At 60.9% G+C, this 19,972-nt stretch carries 10 protein-coding genes; 3 read left to right on the top strand and 7 right to left on the bottom strand.

The annotated features are described in order from the left end of the window. Nucleotides 1–3 precede the first annotated feature (3 nt). The 3 genes from tkt to WB650_RS14660 form a co-directional block, all read right to left on the bottom strand. Entirely contained in the window at nt 4–2,085 is a 2,082-nt protein-coding gene (gene tkt, locus WB650_RS14670) for a transketolase (RefSeq protein ID WP_423960983.1), read from the bottom strand. 70 nt (nt 2,086–2,155) lie between these two features. After that, nucleotides 2,156–2,704 carry a hypothetical protein gene (locus tag WB650_RS14665; RefSeq protein WP_423960981.1) on the bottom strand — a complete coding sequence of 183 codons (549 nt, stop codon included), beginning with the start codon at nt 2,702–2,704 and terminating at the stop codon, nt 2,156–2,158. 168 nt (nt 2,705–2,872) lie between these two features. Further along, nucleotides 2,873–3,373, bottom strand: a complete 501-nt coding sequence (locus WB650_RS14660) for a DoxX family membrane protein (RefSeq protein WP_423960979.1) — start codon at nt 3,371–3,373, stop codon at nt 2,873–2,875. A 219-nt stretch (nt 3,374–3,592) separates the two neighbouring features. Here WB650_RS14660 and WB650_RS14655 point away from each other — a divergent pair, with 219 nt between their 5' ends. Next, a complete protein-coding gene (locus WB650_RS14655; protein WP_422303700.1) occupies nt 3,593–4,534 on the top strand; it encodes an aldo/keto reductase in 942 nt (313 codons plus the stop codon). A gap of 122 nt (nt 4,535–4,656) precedes the next feature. Here the strand turns inward: WB650_RS14655 and WB650_RS14650 are convergent, their stop codons facing one another. The 4 genes from WB650_RS14650 to WB650_RS14635 form a co-directional block, all read right to left on the bottom strand. Further along, nucleotides 4,657–5,565, bottom strand: coding sequence for a VOC family protein (locus WB650_RS14650; RefSeq protein WP_422303699.1), 909 nt, complete (start codon nt 5,563–5,565; stop codon nt 4,657–4,659). Nucleotides 5,566–5,905: 340 nt separating this feature from the next. Next, a complete protein-coding gene (locus tag WB650_RS14645; protein ID WP_422303698.1) occupies nt 5,906–6,310 on the bottom strand; it encodes a response regulator in 405 nt (134 codons plus the stop codon). Nucleotides 6,311–6,570: 260 nt separating this feature from the next. Continuing rightward, a complete protein-coding gene (locus WB650_RS14640) occupies nt 6,571–7,815 on the bottom strand; it encodes an acyl-CoA dehydrogenase family protein (protein ID WP_422303697.1) in 1,245 nt (414 codons plus the stop codon). 3 nt (nt 7,816–7,818) lie between these two features. Next, on the bottom strand, nt 7,819–8,985 hold the full coding sequence (locus tag WB650_RS14635) for an acyl-CoA dehydrogenase family protein (protein ID WP_423960976.1): 1,167 nt from the start codon (nt 8,983–8,985) through the stop codon (nt 7,819–7,821). Between the two features lie 191 nt (nt 8,986–9,176). Between WB650_RS14635 and WB650_RS14630 the strand changes: the two genes are divergently transcribed. Then, the gene (locus WB650_RS14630; protein ID WP_423960975.1) at nt 9,177–10,976 is read left to right on the top strand and encodes a lipase maturation factor family protein; all 1,800 of its coding nucleotides are present in this window, start codon (nt 9,177–9,179) and stop codon (nt 10,974–10,976) included. 169 nt (nt 10,977–11,145) lie between these two features. Continuing rightward, complete coding sequence (locus WB650_RS14625) at nt 11,146–19,884, top strand: GH36-type glycosyl hydrolase domain-containing protein (RefSeq protein ID WP_422303694.1); 8,739 nt, start codon at nt 11,146–11,148, stop codon at nt 19,882–19,884. Nucleotides 19,885–19,972: the final 88 nt, after the last annotated feature.

Raw genomic sequence — 19,972 nt, 5'->3', positions numbered from 1 at the left:
GTCTTACCCAGGGCGGTTGCCGGCCAGGATAGACTTGGCAACTTTGACAATGTGCTCTGCAGTAAAGCCCAGCTCACGCATCACGATTTCACCCGGCGCTGAAGCGCCGAAGCGGTTCAGCCCGATGACTGCACCTTCGAGGCCTACGTAGCGCTCCCATCCTAGCGGGGAGCCCGCCTCAACACTGACTCGCGCCTTGACGCCGGGAGGAAGAACCATGTCCTTGTAGGATTGCGGCTGCGCCTCAAACAAATCCCAGCACGGCATCGAGACCACCCGGCTTGCAACTCCCTCACGAGTCAGTTGGTTGTGCGCCTCCAGCGCGATCGACACTTCGGATCCGGTAGCGATGAGGATAAGCTTGGGCGGACCTGCGGCGCAGTCGGCAAGGACATAAGCTCCTTTTGCTGTTCCCGCAGCGGGGGCCAGCGTACTGCGGTCCAAAACGGGCAACTTCTGGCGCGTAAGTACCAGCCCCACCGGCCCGTCGGTATGCGCCACCGCGATCTTCCATGCTTCGACAGTCTCGTTGGCGTCGCCCGGGCGCAGCAGCATTAGATCGGGTATCGCGCGCAGGCTTGCCAGTTGTTCTATCGGCTGATGCGTGGGTCCGTCCTCGCCCAATCCAATACTGTCGTGGGTCCACGCATAGATCACGTGGGCCTTACTCAAAGCCGCCAGTCGGATGCTCGGCCGCATGTAGTCGGAAAACGTAAAGAAGGTCGCGGCGAAAGGCAGGGTGCCGCCATGCAGGGCCATGCCCGTGGCGATTCCGGCCATGGCGTGCTCGCGAATGCCGAAATGGATGTTTCGCCCGACGTATCCCATCGGACCGCCCACCATTCCCTGGGTAGGCGGCGCACCTTCGGGCGGCGTAAACTCGGGGCTCTCGAAATCACCCTTGCCCTTGAGCGCGGTGCGAGTGGACGGATCGAGGTCGCCCGACCCACCGATCAAGTTGGGTATCACCTCGGCCAACGCGACGATGGTTTTCTGTCCGGCGTCGCGCGTCGCCATCGCGCCGTCCGCGGGCGTGAACCGGGGAAGGCCCGCGTCCCATCCCTTGGGCAGTTCACCGGCAAGCGTCTGCCGAAGCTTGTCAGCCAACTGCGGATCGGCAGCGCGTAAACCGTCCACGCGTCGATGCCAATCCGCCTCGAGGTCGCGGCCTTTTTCCACCGCCTTGCGAAATTGGGCCAAGGCCTCGTCGGGAATGTAGAAACTCTTGTCTTCAGGCCAGCCCAACGCCCGCTTGGTTAATCGCACCTCCTCGACGCCCAGGGGCTCGCCGTGCGCCTGAAAAGTATCGTGCTTATGCGGACTGCCATAGCCGATATGCGTGCGCGCCACAATTAGCGACGGCCGGTCCTCGACCGCCTTGGCCTTGGTTAAGGCACCATCAACCGCGGCAGTATCCATCCCGTCGATATGCTCGACATGCCATCCATACGCCTGGAATCGCGCGCCTACATCTTCGCTGAAGGTAACGTCGGCGCTCGCCGATAGGGTGATCTGATTGGCGTCGTAAATCACGATCAATCGCCCGAGCCGAAACTGACCCGCTATCGAGGCGGCTTCGGCCGCGACGCCTTCCATCATGTCGCCGTCGCTGGCCATCACATACGTATGGTGATTCACCACTTCGTGGCCCGGCCGATTGAATGTGGCGGCCAGCCAGCGCTCCGCGATTGCCAATCCCACCGCGTTCCCAACACCTTGACCAAGCGGACCCGTGGTAACTTCCGCCCCAGGCACCACACCATACTCGGGATGTCCCGGAGTGCGGCTTCCCCATTGGCGGAATTGCTTGATGTCGTCCATGGTAAGGTCGTATCCGGTGAGGAATAGCAGGCTGTAGAGCAGCATGCTGGCGTGACCGGCTGACAGGACGAACCGATCGCGATCGGGCCATTTGGGGTTGGTGGGACTGTGCCGGAGATGGCGTGTCCACAAGACGTACGCCATCGGGGCCGCACCCAGCGGCATTCCCGGATGCCCCGAGTTCGCCTTCTGGACCGCGTCGATCGAGAGCGTCCGGATAGTGTTGATGCATAGGTCGTCGATTGGCTGAATCGTCGTACTCATGACTCCTCTGAACGGCCCTGCGTAGCCGCAGAGCCACGTTGCGGGCTAACACGTTCGAGCAGATGTACAGTCAAAAGAAATGCCGGCCGCCATTGCGTTTCTCGCCGGCGCGCTCGTGTTCAAACTTTGACTTCCCGTAATTTGCCCGTGTCCACGTCGAAAATGACGCCGCGCACGGCGACCTCTTTGGAAATCCAGGGATGCGACCTGACTTTCTTGATCTGCTCCCGGGTATTTTGCTCGGGTCCTTGTAGGAGAAGAAGCGCATTGGAGCCGGCGAAGCATCTCCGGTCGAAGCGCTCAGCTTCTTGTTGAGCTCGTCATCTGTGAATGTCGTGAACCCGCAGCCGGTGTGGTTGAGAAGCAGTATCTCTGTGGTTCCGAGTACACGGTTGGAAACAACAAGTTCCCCGAGAACATCTTCTGTTACCGCGGGTCCGCCGGTTCGGATAACGTCTATATCGGCTTGCGGCAGACCCAGGATTCCAGGGAGGTCTGAGAGCCGTGGATCCATGCAGGTGACAACTGCGATTTTGGGGGCCGGACGCTTCCCCAGCGTTGGATCGTAACTTTTTGCATAGTTGCGGTTTGCTTCTAGCGCCTTATCGATGATACTCATCGTTTTCCTCCTGACGGACGAACGGCGCAGCCAAGCCTGTTTTCTATAGTGTCGCTCTTCCGATGATTTATCGCCAACGCCTTTTGACGCGTGTTCGAGTCGCTCGGGGGAGTCAATTGCTACAAACCGATCCCCGATGAGGAGGGGACTGAAACTGTGCTGATGGTATTACGCCTTAGGCACTGGGCTTCGGCTTCTGACCATTAGCTGCAGGCCGCCACCCACGAGCCCGATCGCGAGCGCAGCAACGCCCCAGGAAGGACCTGACCAATCGATTCCAAGGGCAGCGTCGGCGGATATAGCGCCCGGACCCGTGAAGGCCACAGCCAAGGCACCAGCTGCGAGAGCGAGTGTGTACTCAAAGCCGCCGTTTTGAATGAAGAAGCCTTTTGGCAGATGAACGCTCACTATCGCCACAAACATGACCGAGATAAACGCGGCAGCGGCCGGCGGGGTCAAGAGGCCAGCGGCCAGCGCCAGGCCAGCACCTCCCTCGACGAGGCCTGCCACCACAGCTTGCAGCCGCGGTGGTCGAAAACCAAGTTGTTCCATCATCTGCGCGGTGCCGGCAATGCCGGGGCCCCCAAACCATCCGAATAACTTCTGAACGCTGTGCGCTGTCAGAGTTAACCCGAAGACGACACGAAGGATCAAAAGTCCAAGATCCATGATCTACCTCGATTTAGGTCCGCGGTATTCAATGAGATCAAACCAATTATTAGATCCTCGGTGTGGCGCTTCTTAGTGTCAATTGCTTCAAACCGATTCCCGATGACGAGGGACCGATTGTAGAGCGTGCTGAGCTCGTTGTCCGGCTACGATTCGCCATTAATCGGAGAGCTTGCTACAGTCGACTCATAATGTGATTTGCACGGAGGTAACGGTTCTATGAGTGACGCCGACGGCCTTCGCTATACAAAGATACCGCTTAACAATGGCTCCGATAAGATTCCAGCGCTCGGCTTTGGCACGCTGATTCCTGACCCGATAGCGACGAAAGTCGCAACTAAGGCCGCGCTGGAGGCGGGCTTTCGTCAATTCGATTGCGCCGAACGCTACCGAAATGAAGAACAAGTCGGCGAAGCGATGCGGGAGGTGTTCCAGGAGGGCAAGGCAAAGCGGGAGGACGTTTTTGTAGGTACGAAGCTCTGGAACAACAATCATCGTCCCGAACGTGTTAGACCCGCCTTCGAGGCAAGTCTGAGAAGACTGCAACTGGACTATGTCGATCTATACTGCATCCATACCCCATTTGCTTTCAAACCCGGAGACGAGCAGGACCCGAGGGACGAGAAAGGCAACGTGATTTATGATGATGCGACGACCCTGACGGATACGTGGAAGGCTTTGGAGAGCCTCGTGGACGAACGCCGGTGCAAGGTTATCGGATTATCGGACGTCAATCTGGGACGGCTGAAAGAGGTGTTCGAATCCGCACGGATAAAGCCTGCTGTTCTTCAAGTCGAATCCCATCCATATCTCCCTGAATGGGAACTGCTCGACTATTGCAAGAGGAATGGCATCGTGATGCAGGCCTTCGCGGCGTTGGGTCATGGTATCGAACCGAGGTTACTCGACGATCCTGTCATCACACGCATCGCCAAGCGCGTCAATAAAACTCCCGCTCAAGTTCTACTGGCCTGGGCCGTACAGCGCGGCACGGCTCTCCTCACCACAGCAACCAACGCCCGCTACATCGCGGAAAATTTCGATATCTCGACTCTTCCCGACGACGCCATCAAGGAAATTAGTGAAGGTATCAGTACACGAGTCAGGCTCAATCCGGTTGTAGAGACGGGCGTTCCTGGGTTCATTCCAAGGAGAACATGAACGTTCGCGTACATCTTCACCGAACGTTTGAATAGGCGTCCCGCGGATTCAAGCACGCCACCTGGCAGGTCCGTGAAATGCCTCTCGTCCGCTGAAGCTGATTCATTGGCTTGGCCCCACCCTCAATCGTGTGCTGCCATGCCGGGGATCCGCGCGTCGTAACCCGGCGCATAATTGATGTTGCTCTGCGACGGATTGCGATTGACCAGCGGTCTCATGAAAAGCGGATGCCGCATGCTGCGCACCTCGTGCTCGATGGTGAACAGAGTCTCGCCGGTTTCAGGATCGGCGAGGTCCTTGAATCGATACTGATGCTGATCGCTTTCTTCCGAGATGAGTCCCTTTTCGAGCAACTTCGAGTGCGGGCCGGAAAAATCCGCGACGTAAATCTGAATGTGATGGCCGTCGTAGGAAGGGATCTCGCGGTCGGTTTCGCGGAACGTTAGATACTGCCCGATGCCTACTTCGACTCGCGCCGCTCGACTGCTCCCGTTGTCGTCCTTTGCGTTTTTGCCGGCGCCTTCGACGGACGCCGCGGCCTTGGCGCCCATCACGTTGCGGTAGAACCGCGCGATCCCGTCGGCGGTACCTTGCGGCACGTCGAATTCGACGTAAGCGATTCCGAGCGTGATTCGGCCGAAGCGTTCATCGGGCGCGTAGCATCGGATGCGATTTCCCCACGGACAGGTGGTCTCGACGAATTCCTCGTGCTCCTTGAAATCGAAGCGCGTCCCTTCGAGCCGTTTGCGAGTTCGTTCGAGGCGGCGAACGAGCGCCTCGCGATCGGGCACCACGATTCCGGTGTGACCGCGGAGAACCTGCGCCGGGCTGGTCGGCAGATGGAACTGGCTGCGGCCGACGTTGACCCACATGTTGGTTGGGCCGGTCATTAAATACGGATCGCGCGTCAGGCCGAGACCGGCAATGTAGAAAATGGTCGCCTGCTGCTGGTCGGGAACTGTTACGTTGACGTGTTCCAGCGCGACGACGTTGCCGAGGTCTTCGGCGGTGCGATTGAATCGACGCTCCATGGAAGCCTCCATTGCGCGTGTTCGACCGGCCCGTTCAGCCGGGAGCCGCGAAAGCCGAGACTACAACATTTGCGGTCCAAAGCGTTACGGGTCGCGTTGGCATCGTGGATCGTCCGAACGCCTGTACAGCTGAACGCTGAACGGTTTGTGGCGACGACTTCGCGCAAGGGCTGCGTGGCGAGAGCTGGACTCCCGTTTACCTTGGAGCTCTTAAGGTTGAGCCTTTAGGCAGAGTCGCAAGCGAGCGATAGCTAAGTGAGAAATGTCGAAGAGTGCGTGTTCCGAGTGACGACGTTGATCGCGGTATAGGACGAGGCTGAAAATTATCGAAAGAACAATTCTATTCATTCGTCAGTGACTCCTCCTCGTCTGGATTGTCGCCCGCATAGAGTTTTACGGTTGCCAGTAACCTTTCGACATCTACTGGCTTCAGCATTACGTGATCTGCTTCTACTTCAGGCTTTGGAACCGCGCTCAAAACGACGACCGGCACCTTCGCGAGATGCTTCATCTTCCGTTTCGCCTCAAGCAGATCCCACCCGTTCATTACCGGCATCATTAGATCGGTTATGATTAGTCGCGGTGGCGCCGACCGATGCAGATATTCAAGTGCCTCCTTGCCGCTTGATGCAGCTACTACCCTGTAGCCATAGGTTTCAAGAACCTCGGCGAGTACTTCTCTCGATTCGAGATTGTCGTCTACAAGGAAGACACAAGACTCTCGACCAGCCGGTGAAACAACCACGACAGTCTCCTAAGCGTTCTGCTCTTGGGCTTGCACACTGCACAAACCTAGCCATTATCGACACCCAAATGCCTGCTAAATGTCCTGTTTTCGGTTCCGAAGTGCTCCAGAAGGAGCCAACGTGTCTCCTTCGGCACCACTTCCACCGACGCCGAGGATCGCGGACGCCATTTTGAGGACCGCAAAGAAATAGAAAACGAAAGTAGCCTAAGAAAAGCCGGGGTGCAGCGGTCTAGACGCCAGGCAGTCTATGATGTTCCCTAGTTCTTTCGCACGTTTCGGAAGGGACCGGTGTCGAAGCGCGGTTCTTTGGGTAAATCGAGCACACGCTCGGCGATGATGTTGCGCTGGATTTCGTCGGTGCCGCCGGCGATGGAAACGGCGGGCACCGAGACCAGAATTTCTGCGATGATTCCTTCGCGCGGGCTTTCGCGTCCAGTGAGCATCGCTTGGGTGCCGGTCATTAGAGTATGTACGCGGGCGCAGGCTCGCGCGACGTGACTGGCAGCGAGCTTTCCGAGCGAGCCTTCGGGACCTTGCGGCCGTCCCTGTTGCTGCGCGGCGCGTGCGCGGCGTGCGGTCCACTCGGCGCACTTGGCCAGGGTCATCAGCCGGGCCATCTCCTGGCGGACGTAAGGATCCCTGTTCGCGCCGGTCTCCTTCGCGCGATCGATAATGAGGTCCACGCGGCCGGCGCGCTGCGGATACCATTTGTAGGGCTGATTCGCCTTTTCGGTTTCGGCGCGCTCTTCGGCGTGCATCTTTCCGATCCGCGTCCCGCGCTTTGATGGTGCCGCTAGCCCGTCGGCGCCCCGCCGCTCATGGGCGAGCGTGGTCATCGCCACCTTCCATCCGTCGCCGACACGCCCGACCAGATTCTCTTGCGGGACTTTCGCGTCAGTGAAGAACACCTGGTTAAACGACGCGTGGCCATTCATCTGCTTGAGCGGTTGCACGTCGACCCCGGGTTGCTTCACGTCGATCACGAAATACGAGAGCCCCTCGTGTTTGGGCGCGTCCCAATCGGTGCGGGCGAGCAGCAGGCCGTGGTCGGCATGATGCGCACTGGTCGTCCACACCTTCTGTCCGTTGACGATCCAAAAATCTCCCTTCAAGTCAGCGCGGGTGGTGGCGCCGGCGAGATCGGAACCGCTGCCCGGCTCGCTAAAGAACTGGCACCAGGTATCTTCCCCGGTGAGAATACTGCGGAGGAACTTCTTCTTCTGCAGGTCCGATCCGTGCTCCAGCAAAGTCGCCGCGGCCAGCAATCGCACCCCGGAGTTAGCGGCGCGGACAGCGCCCACGTTGGCGAATTCTTCTTCGACCACTCGCGCGAGCGCGTGCGGAAGTCCGCGGCCGTACCATTCCTTTGGCCATTGCGGCATCGCCCATCCGGAGTCCGCGAGCTTGCTGCGCCACTCGATCAGCGACATATCAGGATCCCAGTTGGCCGTGAGCCACTCGCGCACTTCGGCACGCACCTCGGCTTCGCTGACGTTGCTCATCGCTCAAACTCCCCAACGTTGCATCAAGAGTTCCCGGTGATAACTCGGTTGACCCAAGAACACCTCCGAGCTTTTGGCTCGCTTGAACCATAGATGCGTGTCGTTGTCCCAGGTAAAGCCGATGCCGCCATGAATCTGAATGCATTCGACGGCGGTATGCAGGTACGTTTCTGACGCGGCAGCTTTGGCCAGACTGGCGAGTGCGGGCCACTCGGGATCGTCAGCCGCGGCGGCTTGAGCTGCGTAATAGGCCGCCGACTTCGCAAGCTCCAGGTCCAGCAGCATATCGGCGAGCTTGTGCTTGATGGCCTGGAACGAGCCTATGGTCCGACCGAACTGCACCCGCAGCTTCGCGTAATTTACCGCCGAGTCGAGGAGGGTCTGGGCGCCACCCACCATCTCGTTGGCGAGCGCGATCGCCGCCCGATCGAGTGTGCGGAGGATTGGCGTCGCACCATCATCGAGATTGCCGAGCAGGTTCGCATGAGCACCGCGAAAATCGATGCGTGCGATCTTGCGGGTCGGATCCATCGATTCCAGAAGGTGTCGTTCCACGCCGGCGGCATTCGCGTCGAGCGTGAACAGCGACAGCCCCTTGAGGCCGGTAGTCTTCGGCGCACGCGCAGCGACGATCAACAGATTCGCGACGTGGCCGTCCACGACGAAACTTTTTACTCCGTCGAGACGGTCGCCGTCCGAATCGGGAGTTGCGAGAACCTTGATGCCGGCTGGATCCCAATTACCATCAGCCTCGGTGACCGCCAGCGTCGCCAAGCGCGCCCCTTTCGCGATCTCGGGTAATAAGGCAGATTTCTGCGCCTCGGTACCAGCGCTTAGAATCGCATTGGCAGCGAGCACGGCCGAGGAGAAATAAGGAGCGCAAAGCAACGCGCGGCCAAGCTCCTCCGTAACGATGCACAGCTCCACCATGCCAAACCCCGCGCCACCATATTGTTCTGGTACGTGGATGCCGGGCAGCGCCAGATCCTCGCTCAACTGGCGCCACACCGCAGGATCGTAACCCTCGGCGGTCGCCATCAGGCGCCGAACCTCGGTAGTAGGAGATTTGTCGTTTAGAAATCGCCGAACCGCCGAGCGGAATTGTTCCTGCTCGTCCGTGAAAGCGAACGGGATTCTGCGCGCGGATGTCGATTGGTGCGACGTGCTCATCGTGCCTCCAAAGTTGCACCCAGACGACCTCGCGCTGCAAGAGATCGCATGAGGCGATCGGTGACGGGCAGGTTGACGGAGTGGAGGAGTTCGCATCAGACTGCCTCATCCGCCACCAAGTCGGTGCTGTTTACCGACAGTGTGGAGATGATGGAAATCCGCCTCCAGAATCGATAAGGCGAACAACCAACATGGTCCGCCACCAGCCTCTTCTCATCTATGACGGTGATTGCGGATTCTGCATCTACTGGGTGCGCTATTGGCAGAGACTCACCGGCGATCGAGTCACTTACGCGCCGTATCAGGAAGTCGCCGCACAATATCCCGAAATTCCTATCGCCGCGTTCCAGCGCGCTGTCCAATACATAGGACCCGATGGGAAAATCGCGAGCGGTGCCGAAGCTGCTCTTCTTGTTTTAAGTCACGCACGCGGCAAAGGCTTCTGGCTGACACTCTATCGGCGTCTTCCCGGCTTTGCCGCGATTGCGGAGCACTTGTACGCTTTGATCGCCTCGCAGCGTTCCGCGTCTTACCGCGTGAGCTTGTGGTTATGGGGCCGCGACTATGAACCGCCGCGTTTCGATCTGGTTGCGTGGCTATTTCTACGGGCCATGGGACTGATCTATCTTGCGGCCTTTGTTTCATTTGGCGTGCAAGCGTCAGGACTAATCGGCAGCCACGGCATATCTCCCTTATCCGAATTCGTCGACGCCATCCGCAGCCAGCTCGGCTCATTGGGCTACTGGCGGTTTCCGATGGTGTTCTTCCTGGATCAGAGCGACTTTGCGATTCAAGCAGTATGCTGGGCGGGAGCGGCGCTATCGCTGCTACTTGTCCTCGACTTTCTGCCACGTCTAAGCCTGTTTTTTCTCTATGTGCTGTACCTCTCACTGTTTTACGCTGGTCAGACTTTCATGGGCTTTCAGTGGGATATCCTATTGCTCGAATCGGGCTTCCTAGCATTGCTACTGAGCTTGGCGACCAAGCCCGGCATATGGCTACTGCGCTGGCTGCTGTTCCGCTTCATGCTGCTTTCGGGTGCCGTCAAGCTTCTGAGCGGCGACCCTACATGGGCTAACCTCTCTGCGCTCTCGTACTATTTTCAGACCGAGCCGCTACCCACCCCGCTGGCCTGGTATGCCCATCACTTGCCGCAGGCGATACTCAGGGCTTCGACGCTATCTACCCTCGTCATTGAACTGGGACTGCCGTTTTTGATTTTCTTTCCTCGACGGCTTAGGTTCGTTGCGGCATTCGGGATTCTGTTGCTGCAAGTGGTGATCCTTCTCACCGGCAACTACGCGTTTTTTAATCTCCTGACGATGGCACTGTGCCTGGTGCTGTTTGACGACGCCGCGCTGCGCAACGTTCTTCCGAGTAGCTTGACCGGATTTGTTCATGACCACGTCCGGGACATCAAGCCAGGGAAAATTATTTCTTTCGCGGTGGGTGCCTTCGCACTGCTGATTGTATTCACCGGCCTGGTGCAGCTTGAGGAGGTGCTGATGGGCCGAATTTCAGCGCCGGGCGAGTGGGTCAACGATAAAATCGAACCACTGCATATCGTCAATACCTACGGCTTGTTTGCGGTAATGACTACGACGCGGCCGGAAATCATCGTCGAAGGATCGGATGATGGCGTTCACTGGCGCGAATACGGATTCAAATACAAGCCCGGCGACGTGATGCGGCGGCCGCGATGGAACTTTCCGCACCAGCCTCGCCTTGACTGGCAGATGTGGTTCGCCGCTTTGGGGACGGCGCAGGAAAATCCCTGGTTTATCCTGTTCATGCAGCGGTTGCTGGAAAATTCGCCGGAGGTGACCGCCCTGCTCGGCTTCAATCCGTTTCCGCATAAGCCTCCTCTCTACGTGAGGGCGTTGCTTTACGATTATCGCTATTCGAGCCCTCAAGAAAAAGAAGCGACCGGTGCCTGGTGGGTACGGACTCCCGAGGGAATTTATTATCCTGCGATATCTCTGGGGTCGTGAGTTCCCTCGAACGAGTCGCGCGACGCTTTCCAATGTCTGAAGGTTTGTGACGCGCGTTCTGATACACTGGCCCTGAAGCGATCGTTCGCCGCGTCGGGCTGTGCTCCTCTTTCTGCGCAGGTCGCGTTAAGTTCGTCCCATAGCCGGCCATCCGGATCGAGAGGCAAGTTTGAGTCTGGGATTTCTCCGTGCGCCTAAAGCACCGCCGCCCGGTTTCGCGCATACCGAAGAACCGATCCGTGCAGAACTGTTCAGCGTCGAGCGCCTGGAACAGCATGGGGAGACGCTCGCGGTCGCGCAGCGTGTCACCGACTCTCCCGGACGCGGCAGGCCGATTGCAGCGCGCGTGCGGGAAAACGGGCGCGTATTGCTCGAGGCGTATCGGAATATCGCGAGTGCGATTCGCGAGGAGCACGCGATCACGCCGGCCGCAGAATGGCTGGTCGACAATTTCCACGTAGTCGAGGAGCAGATCCGCGAAATTCGCGACGATCTGCCGCGCGGATTCTACCGGCAACTGCCCAAGCTTGCGGAGGGTCCGCTGGAAGGATACCCGCGCGTGTTCGGAATCGCGTGGGCCTACGTCGCCCACAGCGACAGTCACTTCGACACGCAGACGCTCGCCAGGTTTGTGCAGGCCTACCAGCGCGTGCAGCCGCTGACAATCGGCGAGCTGTGGGCGGTGGCAATCACGCTTCGAATCGTGCTGGTGGAAAATTTGCGGCGCGCTGCCGAACGCATTGGCCGCGGCCGTGTGCAACGCCAGAAGGCGGACATGCTGGCGAACCGGCTGTTGGGATCCAACGGTCGCGAGGCTGAGTCGGCCGAGGCCGTGTTCAAGGATTTCGATAGGTCGCCGCTCGAGGCCGAGTTCGCGGTCGAGATGGTTCAACGCCTGCGCGATCAGGATCCCAAGGTGGCGCCCGCGCTGAATTGGCTGGACCAGCGGCTGGCGGCGGAGGGAACCACCGCCGACGAGATCGTTCGCGAAGTGCATCAGGGACAGGGCGCGATGAACGTGACGGTGCGCAACGTCATCACCAGCATGCGCCTGATGTCCGCGGTCGATTGGGCGGATTTCTTCGAGAGCGTGAGCGCGGTTGACGCGGTACTACGCGCCAACAGCGACTTCGCCGCGATGGATTTTGCCACCCGCGATCGCTATCGGCATGCGATCGAGAAACTTGCGCTGGGTTCCGGGCATACCGAAATCGAGGTTGCGCAAAGCTCGATCGATTTGGCAAAAAGTGCCGCCGCTGAAACGTCAACCGACGGCGTGGCGGCGCGTCGCAATCATCACCTGGGCTACTACCTGATCTCGGAAGGACGTCACGCGCTCGAAGCGAAGTTGGGATTTCGAGCGCCGGTGCGCGATTGGATCGCTCGCGCCAACAAGGCCGCTGGAATCAAGGGATACCTCGGGACCATCGCGGCGGTGACCGCGCTGATCGTGGCGTGCGGTCTGCTTGCGATTGATGGCGCGCACGTCGGTGGATGGACCCGGTTGATTCTCGCGATGCTCGCGATAATTCCGGCGATGGAGGCGGCGATCACGATCGTAAATCGGGCAGTTACCGCTGTCATCGATCCCGCCGCGATTCCCGCGCTCGAGCTTCACGACGGCGTCCCGGCCAGCCTGCGCACGATAATCGTGATGCCGACTCTCCTGACTACGCGCGCCGAGATTGACGAGCAGATCGAACACCTCGAGGTTCATTACCTGGCCAGTCCGGATGGCGAGCTGTACTTCGCACTCTTGTCGGACTGGACCGACTCTGCCACCGAAACCGCGCCCGGCGACGACGACCTGCTTGCGGCCGCCGCTGCGGGAATCTCGGAGCTGAATCAGCGTCATGGACCGGGTCCCGCATGCCCGCGATTTTTGCTGCTCCATCGCCGACGCGTCTGGGACGAAGCGGAAGGCGTGTGGATGGGTCGGGAGCGCAAACGCGGCAAGCTGCACGAGCTGAATCGCCTGCTGCGTGGCGGGACAGATGTCACGTTCGTCGCATCAGATGGTCATCCGCCGGCAGTCCCGGACGGCGTGCGCTACGTGATCACGCTTGATGCGGACACGCGTCTGCCGCGCGGCGCCGCCAAGCGGATGGTCGGCAAAATGGCGCACTCCCTGAACGCTCCACGATTCGACAACCAGCTCGGACGTGTGATCGAAGGTCACGGAGTCCTTCAGCCGCGAATCACCGCTTCGCTGCCAACCGGTCGTGACGGATCGGTTTTTCAGCGCGTGTTCTCGAGCGCCGCGGGAATCGATCCGTACGCGTTCGCGGTTTCTGACGTCTACCAGGATCTTCTCGATGAAGGTTCTTACAGCGGTAAGGGCATTTACGATGTGGACGTGTTCGAGGCCGCGCTTGCGGGCCGCGTTCCTGACGACACGCTCTTGAGCCACGATCTTTTCGAAGGAACTTTCGCGCGCTCGGGATTAGTCTCTGACATCGAACTGGTCGAGGAGTTTCCGTCGCGGTACGACGTTGCCGCCGCGCGACAGCATCGATGGGCCCGCGGCGATTGGCAACTGCTGCCGTGGATTCTGGGGCGCGCGCACGGTTCCAACGGCGTCGGCGCTACTTCGCAGCCGCGCGATGGACGATCGTCGATGCCGGCGCTCGGGCGCTGGAAAATGATCGACAACCTGCGCCGCACCTTGTCGGCACCATTCGTGTTGTTGGCGTTGGTCGCCGGATGGACGCTGCCGCCGGCCGCCGCTGCGGTGTGGACCGCGTTCATTGTCGCGACGGTCGCGACAGCGCCGATGCTCCCGTTTGTGACCGGAATCATCCCGCGGCGCAGCGACATCTCCAAGCGCAGCCATATTCTCGCCGTCGGCAAGGATTTCGTCTCGGGAATGTCGCAGCTAGCGATGATGCTGACGCTGCTCGCGCATCAGGCGTGGCTGATGGGCGACGCAATTTCGCGAACGCTCTACCGCTTGTACGTGAGTCATCGCCTGCTGCTCGAGTGGACGACCGCGGCGCAGGCCAAGCGCACGCGGCGTCTCGATGTACACGGGTTTTACGCGACGATGGCGGGAGCGATGGTTCTGGCAGCGGCGACGGCAGCCTTCCTCTTATTCAAGGATCGCGGCGGCGCGATAGTCGCGGCACCCTTCTTGATCTTGTGGATGCTGTCGCCAGCCGTCGCGCGATGGGCGAGTATGCCGCCGCCGATCGCCGGTGCGACGCCGCTATCGTTGGCCGACACGACGGCGCTTCGCCTCACCGCGCGAAGGACTTGGCGGTTTTTTGAGAAGTTCGTTACGGCGGAAGACAATATGATTCCGCCCGACAATTTTCAGGAAGACCCGAAGCCCGTGCTGGCGCATCGGACCTCGCCCACCAACCTCGGACTGTACCTGCTGTCAGTGATCGCGGCTCACGATTTCGGGTGGATCGGTACGCATGAAACCGTCGATCGGATTGGCGCGACGCTCGGCACGATGAAACGGATGGAGCAGTTCCGCGGCCACTTCTACAACTGGTACGGCACGCGCGACCTGCGGCCACTGGACCCTAAATATGTCTCGTCGGTAGACAGCGGCAATCTCGCGGGACATCTGATCGCGCTGGGCAACGCATTGCGCGAGATGATCGCGCAGCCGGTGGTGGACCGGAATTGGCTGAAGGGAATCGAAGATTCGATCGCGCTCGTTCGCGAATCCCTTGGCGCGCTCGGCGACAACCGGCGCAGCCACACCGTTACGCCCAAGCAGCTCGAGCAAGTGCTCGACACCATCGCGCGGCTGACCCAATCGGAGCCGCGGACCGTGCTGGAAATGACGGTGCGGTTGGCGGAGTTCGCGGCTCAGAGCGATTTGGCCACCGACATCGCGCACGCCTTGACGCTCGAGCGCGTCGATTCCGCGGCCGCCGACGTGCTCGCATGGTCGGAAGCGCTGCGAGCCTGTATCGGCAGTCATCAGCGCGACGTCGAGCTGCTGAAGCCGTGGACGGTGGGCGCTCGCGTCAGGACGGGCGCCCTCGATGGCAGCGCAAGCCAGATCGAATCGATCCCGAAGCTCGGCGATTTGCCCGACATTTATAATGATGCAACTGTGCAGCGCTCGGCGCTTGATCAAGCTGCCGCCGCGCATGCGAGCGAGGGAGCCCGAGCGCTCGAGCGGCGCATCACGGAACTCGCCGCGACTGCGGGCAAGATGTTCGACGCGATGAAGTTCGACTTCCTGCTCGACCCCGCCCGCCAACTTCTTTCGATTGGCTACCGCGTCACTGACGGGAGTCTCGATCCAAACTGTTATGACCTGCTTGCTTCGGAGGCGCGGCTGGCGAGTTTCGTCGCAATCGCGAAGGGGGAAATTCCGGCGCGGCACTGGTTCCGGTTGGGACGCTCGATGACGCCGGTCGATCGCGGTTCGGCTTTGATTTCGTGGTCGGGCTCGATGTTCGAGTATCTGATGCCGTCGCTGGTGATGCGCGCGCCGATGGGCAGCCTGCTCGAGCAGACCAATCGGCTGGTGGTGCGCCGCCAGATGAAGTATGGCGCCGAGCTTGGGATGCCGTGGGGCGTCTCGGAGTCCGCATACAACGCGCGCGACCTCGAGTTCACTTATCAATACTCGAACTTCGGCGTCCCCGGACTCGGACTGAAGCGCGGGCTGAGCGAGAACGCGGTGATCGCACCGTACGCGACGGCGCTGGCGGCGATGATCGATCCGGAGGCCGCGGCGCAGAACTTCTCGCGGCTGCTCGCCGCAGGCGGCCTCGGACATTTCGGCTGGTACGAGGCTCTCGACTATACGCCGTCGCGCGTGCCCGAAGGCGAGAACGTCGCAATCGTGCGCGCATACATGGCGCATCACCAAGGCATGACGCTGGTGGCGCTGGCGGACGCGCTTAACCGCGGCGCGATGCGCGCGAGGTTTCACGCCGAACCTATTATTCAAGCGACCGAACTGCTGCTGCAGGAGCGAACCCCGCGCGACGTCGGGGTGGCGCGCCCGCGAGCGGAAGAGGTCAAAGCGGAAGCGAACGTTCGCGAGAGCCCCCCGCCGACGATTCGCCGGTTCCATTCGCCGCACGATCTGATCCCGCGCACGCATCTGTTATCCAACGGCAGGTACACCGTGATGATAACGGCGGCGGGATCGGGCTTCAGCCGATGGCGCGACCTGGCGGTAACCCGCTGGCACGAGGACGTGACTTGCGATTCGTGGGGAACCTACATCTTCATCCGCGACGTAAACAGCGGCAAGGTCTGGTCGGCGGGGTTTCAGCCTGCGGGCGTCGAGGCCGACAGTTACGAAGTCGAGTTCTCCGAGGACCGCGCGGAAATCGTGCGGCGCGACGGCACCATGACGACGACGCTCGAAATCGCAGTGTCGGCCGAGGACGACGCCGAGGTGCGGCGCGTGTCGATTTCGAATCTCGGCAGCCGCATGCGCGAGGTCGAGCTGACCTCATACGCGGAAATCGTGCTGGCGACCGACGCTTCGGACACTGCCCATCCTGCATTTTCCAAGATGTTCGTGCAGACGGAGTTCGACGCCGAGGTTGGAGCGCTGCTCGCGACGCGACGGCTGCGATCGCCGAGCGAAGTGCCGGTCTGGGCGGCGCATCTCGCGGTGGTCGAGGGCGAATCGGTCGGCGAGATACAGTTCGAGACCGATCGCGCCCGATTTCTCGGACGCGGTCGCGATGTCAGCGACTCGGTTTCGGTGATCGATGGGCGCCCGCTCTCGGACACCGCCGGCACTGTGCTCGATCCAATCTTCAGTGTTCGCCGCCGGCTGCGAATCCCGACGGGAGCGACGGCGCGGATCGCATTCTGGACGATCATCGCGCCGACGCGCGCCGAAGCACTCGACCTGGTCGACAAGCATCGCGACCCGAACGCATTCGAGCGCGCGGTGACGCTCGCGTGGACGCAGGCGCAAGTGCAATTGCATCACCTGCGGGTCGATGCCGACGAGGCGCATCTCTTTCAGCGTATCGCCAATCGCGTGCTCTATTCGGATCCCACCTTGCGGCCGTCGTCCGACCTGCTGCGGCGCGGCGAGGGTGGACAGTCGAAGCTATGGCCCGCCGGCATTTCCGGCGATCTGCCGATCGTCCTGGTTCGCATCGACGAAATCGAGGATGTCGAAATCGTGCGCGAGTTGGTGCGCGCGCATGAATATTGGCGGATGAAACGGCTGGCGGTCGATCTGGTGATCCTCAACGAACGTCCGCCGTCATACCATCAGGAACTGCAGGGCGCACTCGAAGGCATGGTTCGGACCGGCCCGGCGCGATCCCCTGAGGGTGAGGGCACCTCCGGCAATGTGTTCGTGTTGCGCGCCGACCTGGTCTCGCCAGAGCTACGAAGCGTCCTGCAGACCGCGGCCCGCGCCGTGCTGCTGAGCCGCCGCGGGACCTTGTCCGAGCAAGTCAAACGGCTGGAGATGTTCGAGCCAGCAGCTGGGCCGCCACCGCGCCGAACTCACACGATACAGCGGGTAGCGCCCCATCTTCCGCGGCGCGAGATCGAGTTTTTCAACGGTCTTGGCGGATTTGCCGAAGACGGGCGCGAGTACGTAACGATTCTCGGCGAAGGGCTATGGACCCCGGCGCCGTGGATCAACGTGATCGCGAATCCCTCATTCGGCTTCCAGGTTTCGGTCGAAGGCGCGGGCTACACCTGGGCAATCAACAGCCAGCAGCATCAGATTACCCAATGGTCCAATGATCCGGTCAGCGACCGGCCCGGTGAGATCCTCTACGTTAAGGACCTCGACACCGGCGAGCTGTGGGGACCGACCGCGCTGCCGATCCGCGAAGATTCGGCGCCATACGTCGTGCGTCACGGCCACGGCTACACCATGTTCGAGCACACCTCGCACGGAATTTCGCTCGAGCTGACGCAATACGTGCCGGTAGACGACTCGGTCAAGATTTCGCGGCTGAAGATTCGCAATCTCTCGCCGCGCGCGCGCCGTCTGTCGATCACAGCATACGTCGAGTGGGTGCTAGGCACATCGCGCGGCGCCTCCGCCCCATATATCGTCACCGAAGCAGAGTCCGAAACCCACGCGGTACTCGCGCGCAACTCTTTCAGCATCGAATACGGAACTCGAATCGCGTTCGCGGATTTGCGCGGCCAGCAAATCTCGTGGACTGCTGACCGAACCGAGTTTCTCGGGCGCAACGGTACGCTCGACAATCCAGCCGCGCTCGCATCAGGCAAGCCGCTGTCTGCCAGAACCGGAGCCGCGATGGATCCGTGTGCTGCGCTGCAAACCACGGTCTCGCTCAAACCCAACGCCGAGAGCGAGGTCGTTTTCTTTCTCGGCGAGGCGGCGAGCAGGCCGGCGGCGATTGCCACGATCAAGAAATATCGCGACGCCGACCTCGACGCCGTCCTGACCACGGTCACGCATTACTGGGACGACATGCTGGGCGCGGTGCAGGTGAAGACTCCGGACCGCTCGATGGACCTCATGCTCAATCGATGGCTGCTGTATCAGACGCTGGCGTGCCGCGTGTGGGCGCGGTCGGCCTTTTACCAGGCGGGCGGCGCGTACGGTTTTCGCGATCAGCTCCAGGACGTGATGGCGTTGACGATGGCGCAGCCTGCTCTGACACGCGAGCATCTGCTTCGCGCCGCGTCACGTCAGTTCGTCGCGGGCGACGTGCAACATTGGTGGCTGCCGCCCGCGGGACAGGGCGTTCGCACGCGCATCACCGACGATCGCGTCTGGCTCGCGTATGCGGTCGCTCATTATATTGAGGTCACCGGCGACGCTGGCATCCTCGACGAATCGGTCCCGTTCCTCGACGGGCCGGAGTTACACGCGGGCGAGGTTGAATCGTTTTTCCAGCCGACGGTCTCCGAGGATCGCGGCACGATATTCGAACATTGCGCGCTGGGGCTGGACCAAAGCCTTGCAGTTGGACTCCACGGAATTCCGCTGTTCGGATCAGGCGACTGGAACGACGGCATGAATCGCGTCGGCGAGGCAGGCAAGGGCGAGAGCATCTGGCTCGGATGGTTCCTGTACACGACACTGCAGGCATTCGCGCCGTTGGCAGATGCTCGCAGCGAAGGCGCGCGCGCTTCGACCTGGAGGAGTCACGCCACCGCGCTTGCGGAATCGCTCGAGCGGGACGGATGGGACGGTGCCTGGTATCGACGCGGTTACTTCGACGACGGCACGCCGCTCGGCTCGGCCGACAGTATCGAATGCCGGATCGACTCGATCGCGCAGTCTTGGAGCGTAATCTCCGGCGCCGCCAGTCCGGTCCGCGCCGCGGCCGCGATGGCTGCCGTTGACCAATACCTGGTCAAGCGCGACGACGGCCTGGTGCTGCTATTCACGCCGCCATTCGATCACACTCCGCAGGATCCCGGCTATATCAAGGGCTATCCGCCAGGCATTCGCGAGAACGGCGGACAATACACGCACGGCGCGCTGTGGTCCGTCATCGCGTTTGCGATGCTCGGCGACGGCGACAAGGCCAACGAACTGTTCTCGATGCTGAACCCGATCAATCACGCGAACACGCGCGCGGGGATCCATCGCTACAAGGTTGAACCCTACGTCGCGTGCGCCGACATCTACTCGATGCCACCGCACGTCGGGCGTGGAGGATGGACCTGGTACACGGGCTCGGCGGGATGGACGTATCGCGCGGGTCTCGAGTGGATATTGGGCTTTCGTCTCCGTGGCAAAACGCTGGCGATCGATCCGTGTATCCCGAAGAAGTGGCCGAGCTTCGATATCGTCTATCGATACGGCGCGACGCGCTACGAAATCACGGTCGAGAACCCGCACGGCGTCAGTCGCGGCGTGAGCGGCGTCGAGCTCGACGGCAAAGCGCTCGTGCAGCGCCCGGCTGAAATCATGCTCTCCGACGACAAGGTAACGCATCGAGTAAGAATCATACTTGGCTAATCAGTCAATCGCAGCGGGCTTTTATCGGGACTGCGCCCGCTTGATCAGCCGCGAGAGGGCGCGCACGCTCTCGAAATTTTCCGGCACG

The sequence above is a fragment of the Binatus sp. (SeqCode) genome, assembly GCF_049584895.1.
In the GTDB taxonomy this organism is placed as follows: Bacteria; Desulfobacterota; Binatia; order Binatales; family Binataceae; genus Binatus.
Note: the sequence above shows the minus strand (reverse complement) of the source record. Positions and strands in the feature narration are given on the sequence as shown.

What these genes read in the sequence shown, in the direction of transcription:
- tkt (WP_423960983.1), bottom strand. Translation starts at nt 2,085, where the DNA reads ATGAGTACGACGATTCAGCCAATCGACGACCTATGCATCAACACTATC.
- WB650_RS14665 (WP_423960981.1), bottom strand. Translation starts at nt 2,704, where the DNA reads ATGAGTATCATCGATAAGGCGCTAGAAGCAAACCGCAACTATGCAAAA.
- WB650_RS14660 (WP_423960979.1), bottom strand. Translation starts at nt 3,373, where the DNA reads ATGGATCTTGGACTTTTGATCCTTCGTGTCGTCTTCGGGTTAACTCTG.
- WB650_RS14655 (WP_422303700.1), top strand. Translation starts at nt 3,593, where the DNA reads ATGAGTGACGCCGACGGCCTTCGCTATACAAAGATACCGCTTAACAAT.
- WB650_RS14650 (WP_422303699.1), bottom strand. Translation starts at nt 5,565, where the DNA reads ATGGAGCGTCGATTCAATCGCACCGCCGAAGACCTCGGCAACGTCGTC.
- WB650_RS14640 (WP_422303697.1), bottom strand. Translation starts at nt 7,815, where the DNA reads ATGAGCAACGTCAGCGAAGCCGAGGTGCGTGCCGAAGTGCGCGAGTGG.
- WB650_RS14635 (WP_423960976.1), bottom strand. Translation starts at nt 8,985, where the DNA reads ATGAGCACGTCGCACCAATCGACATCCGCGCGCAGAATCCCGTTCGCT.
- WB650_RS14630 (WP_423960975.1), top strand. Translation starts at nt 9,177, where the DNA reads ATGGTCCGCCACCAGCCTCTTCTCATCTATGACGGTGATTGCGGATTC.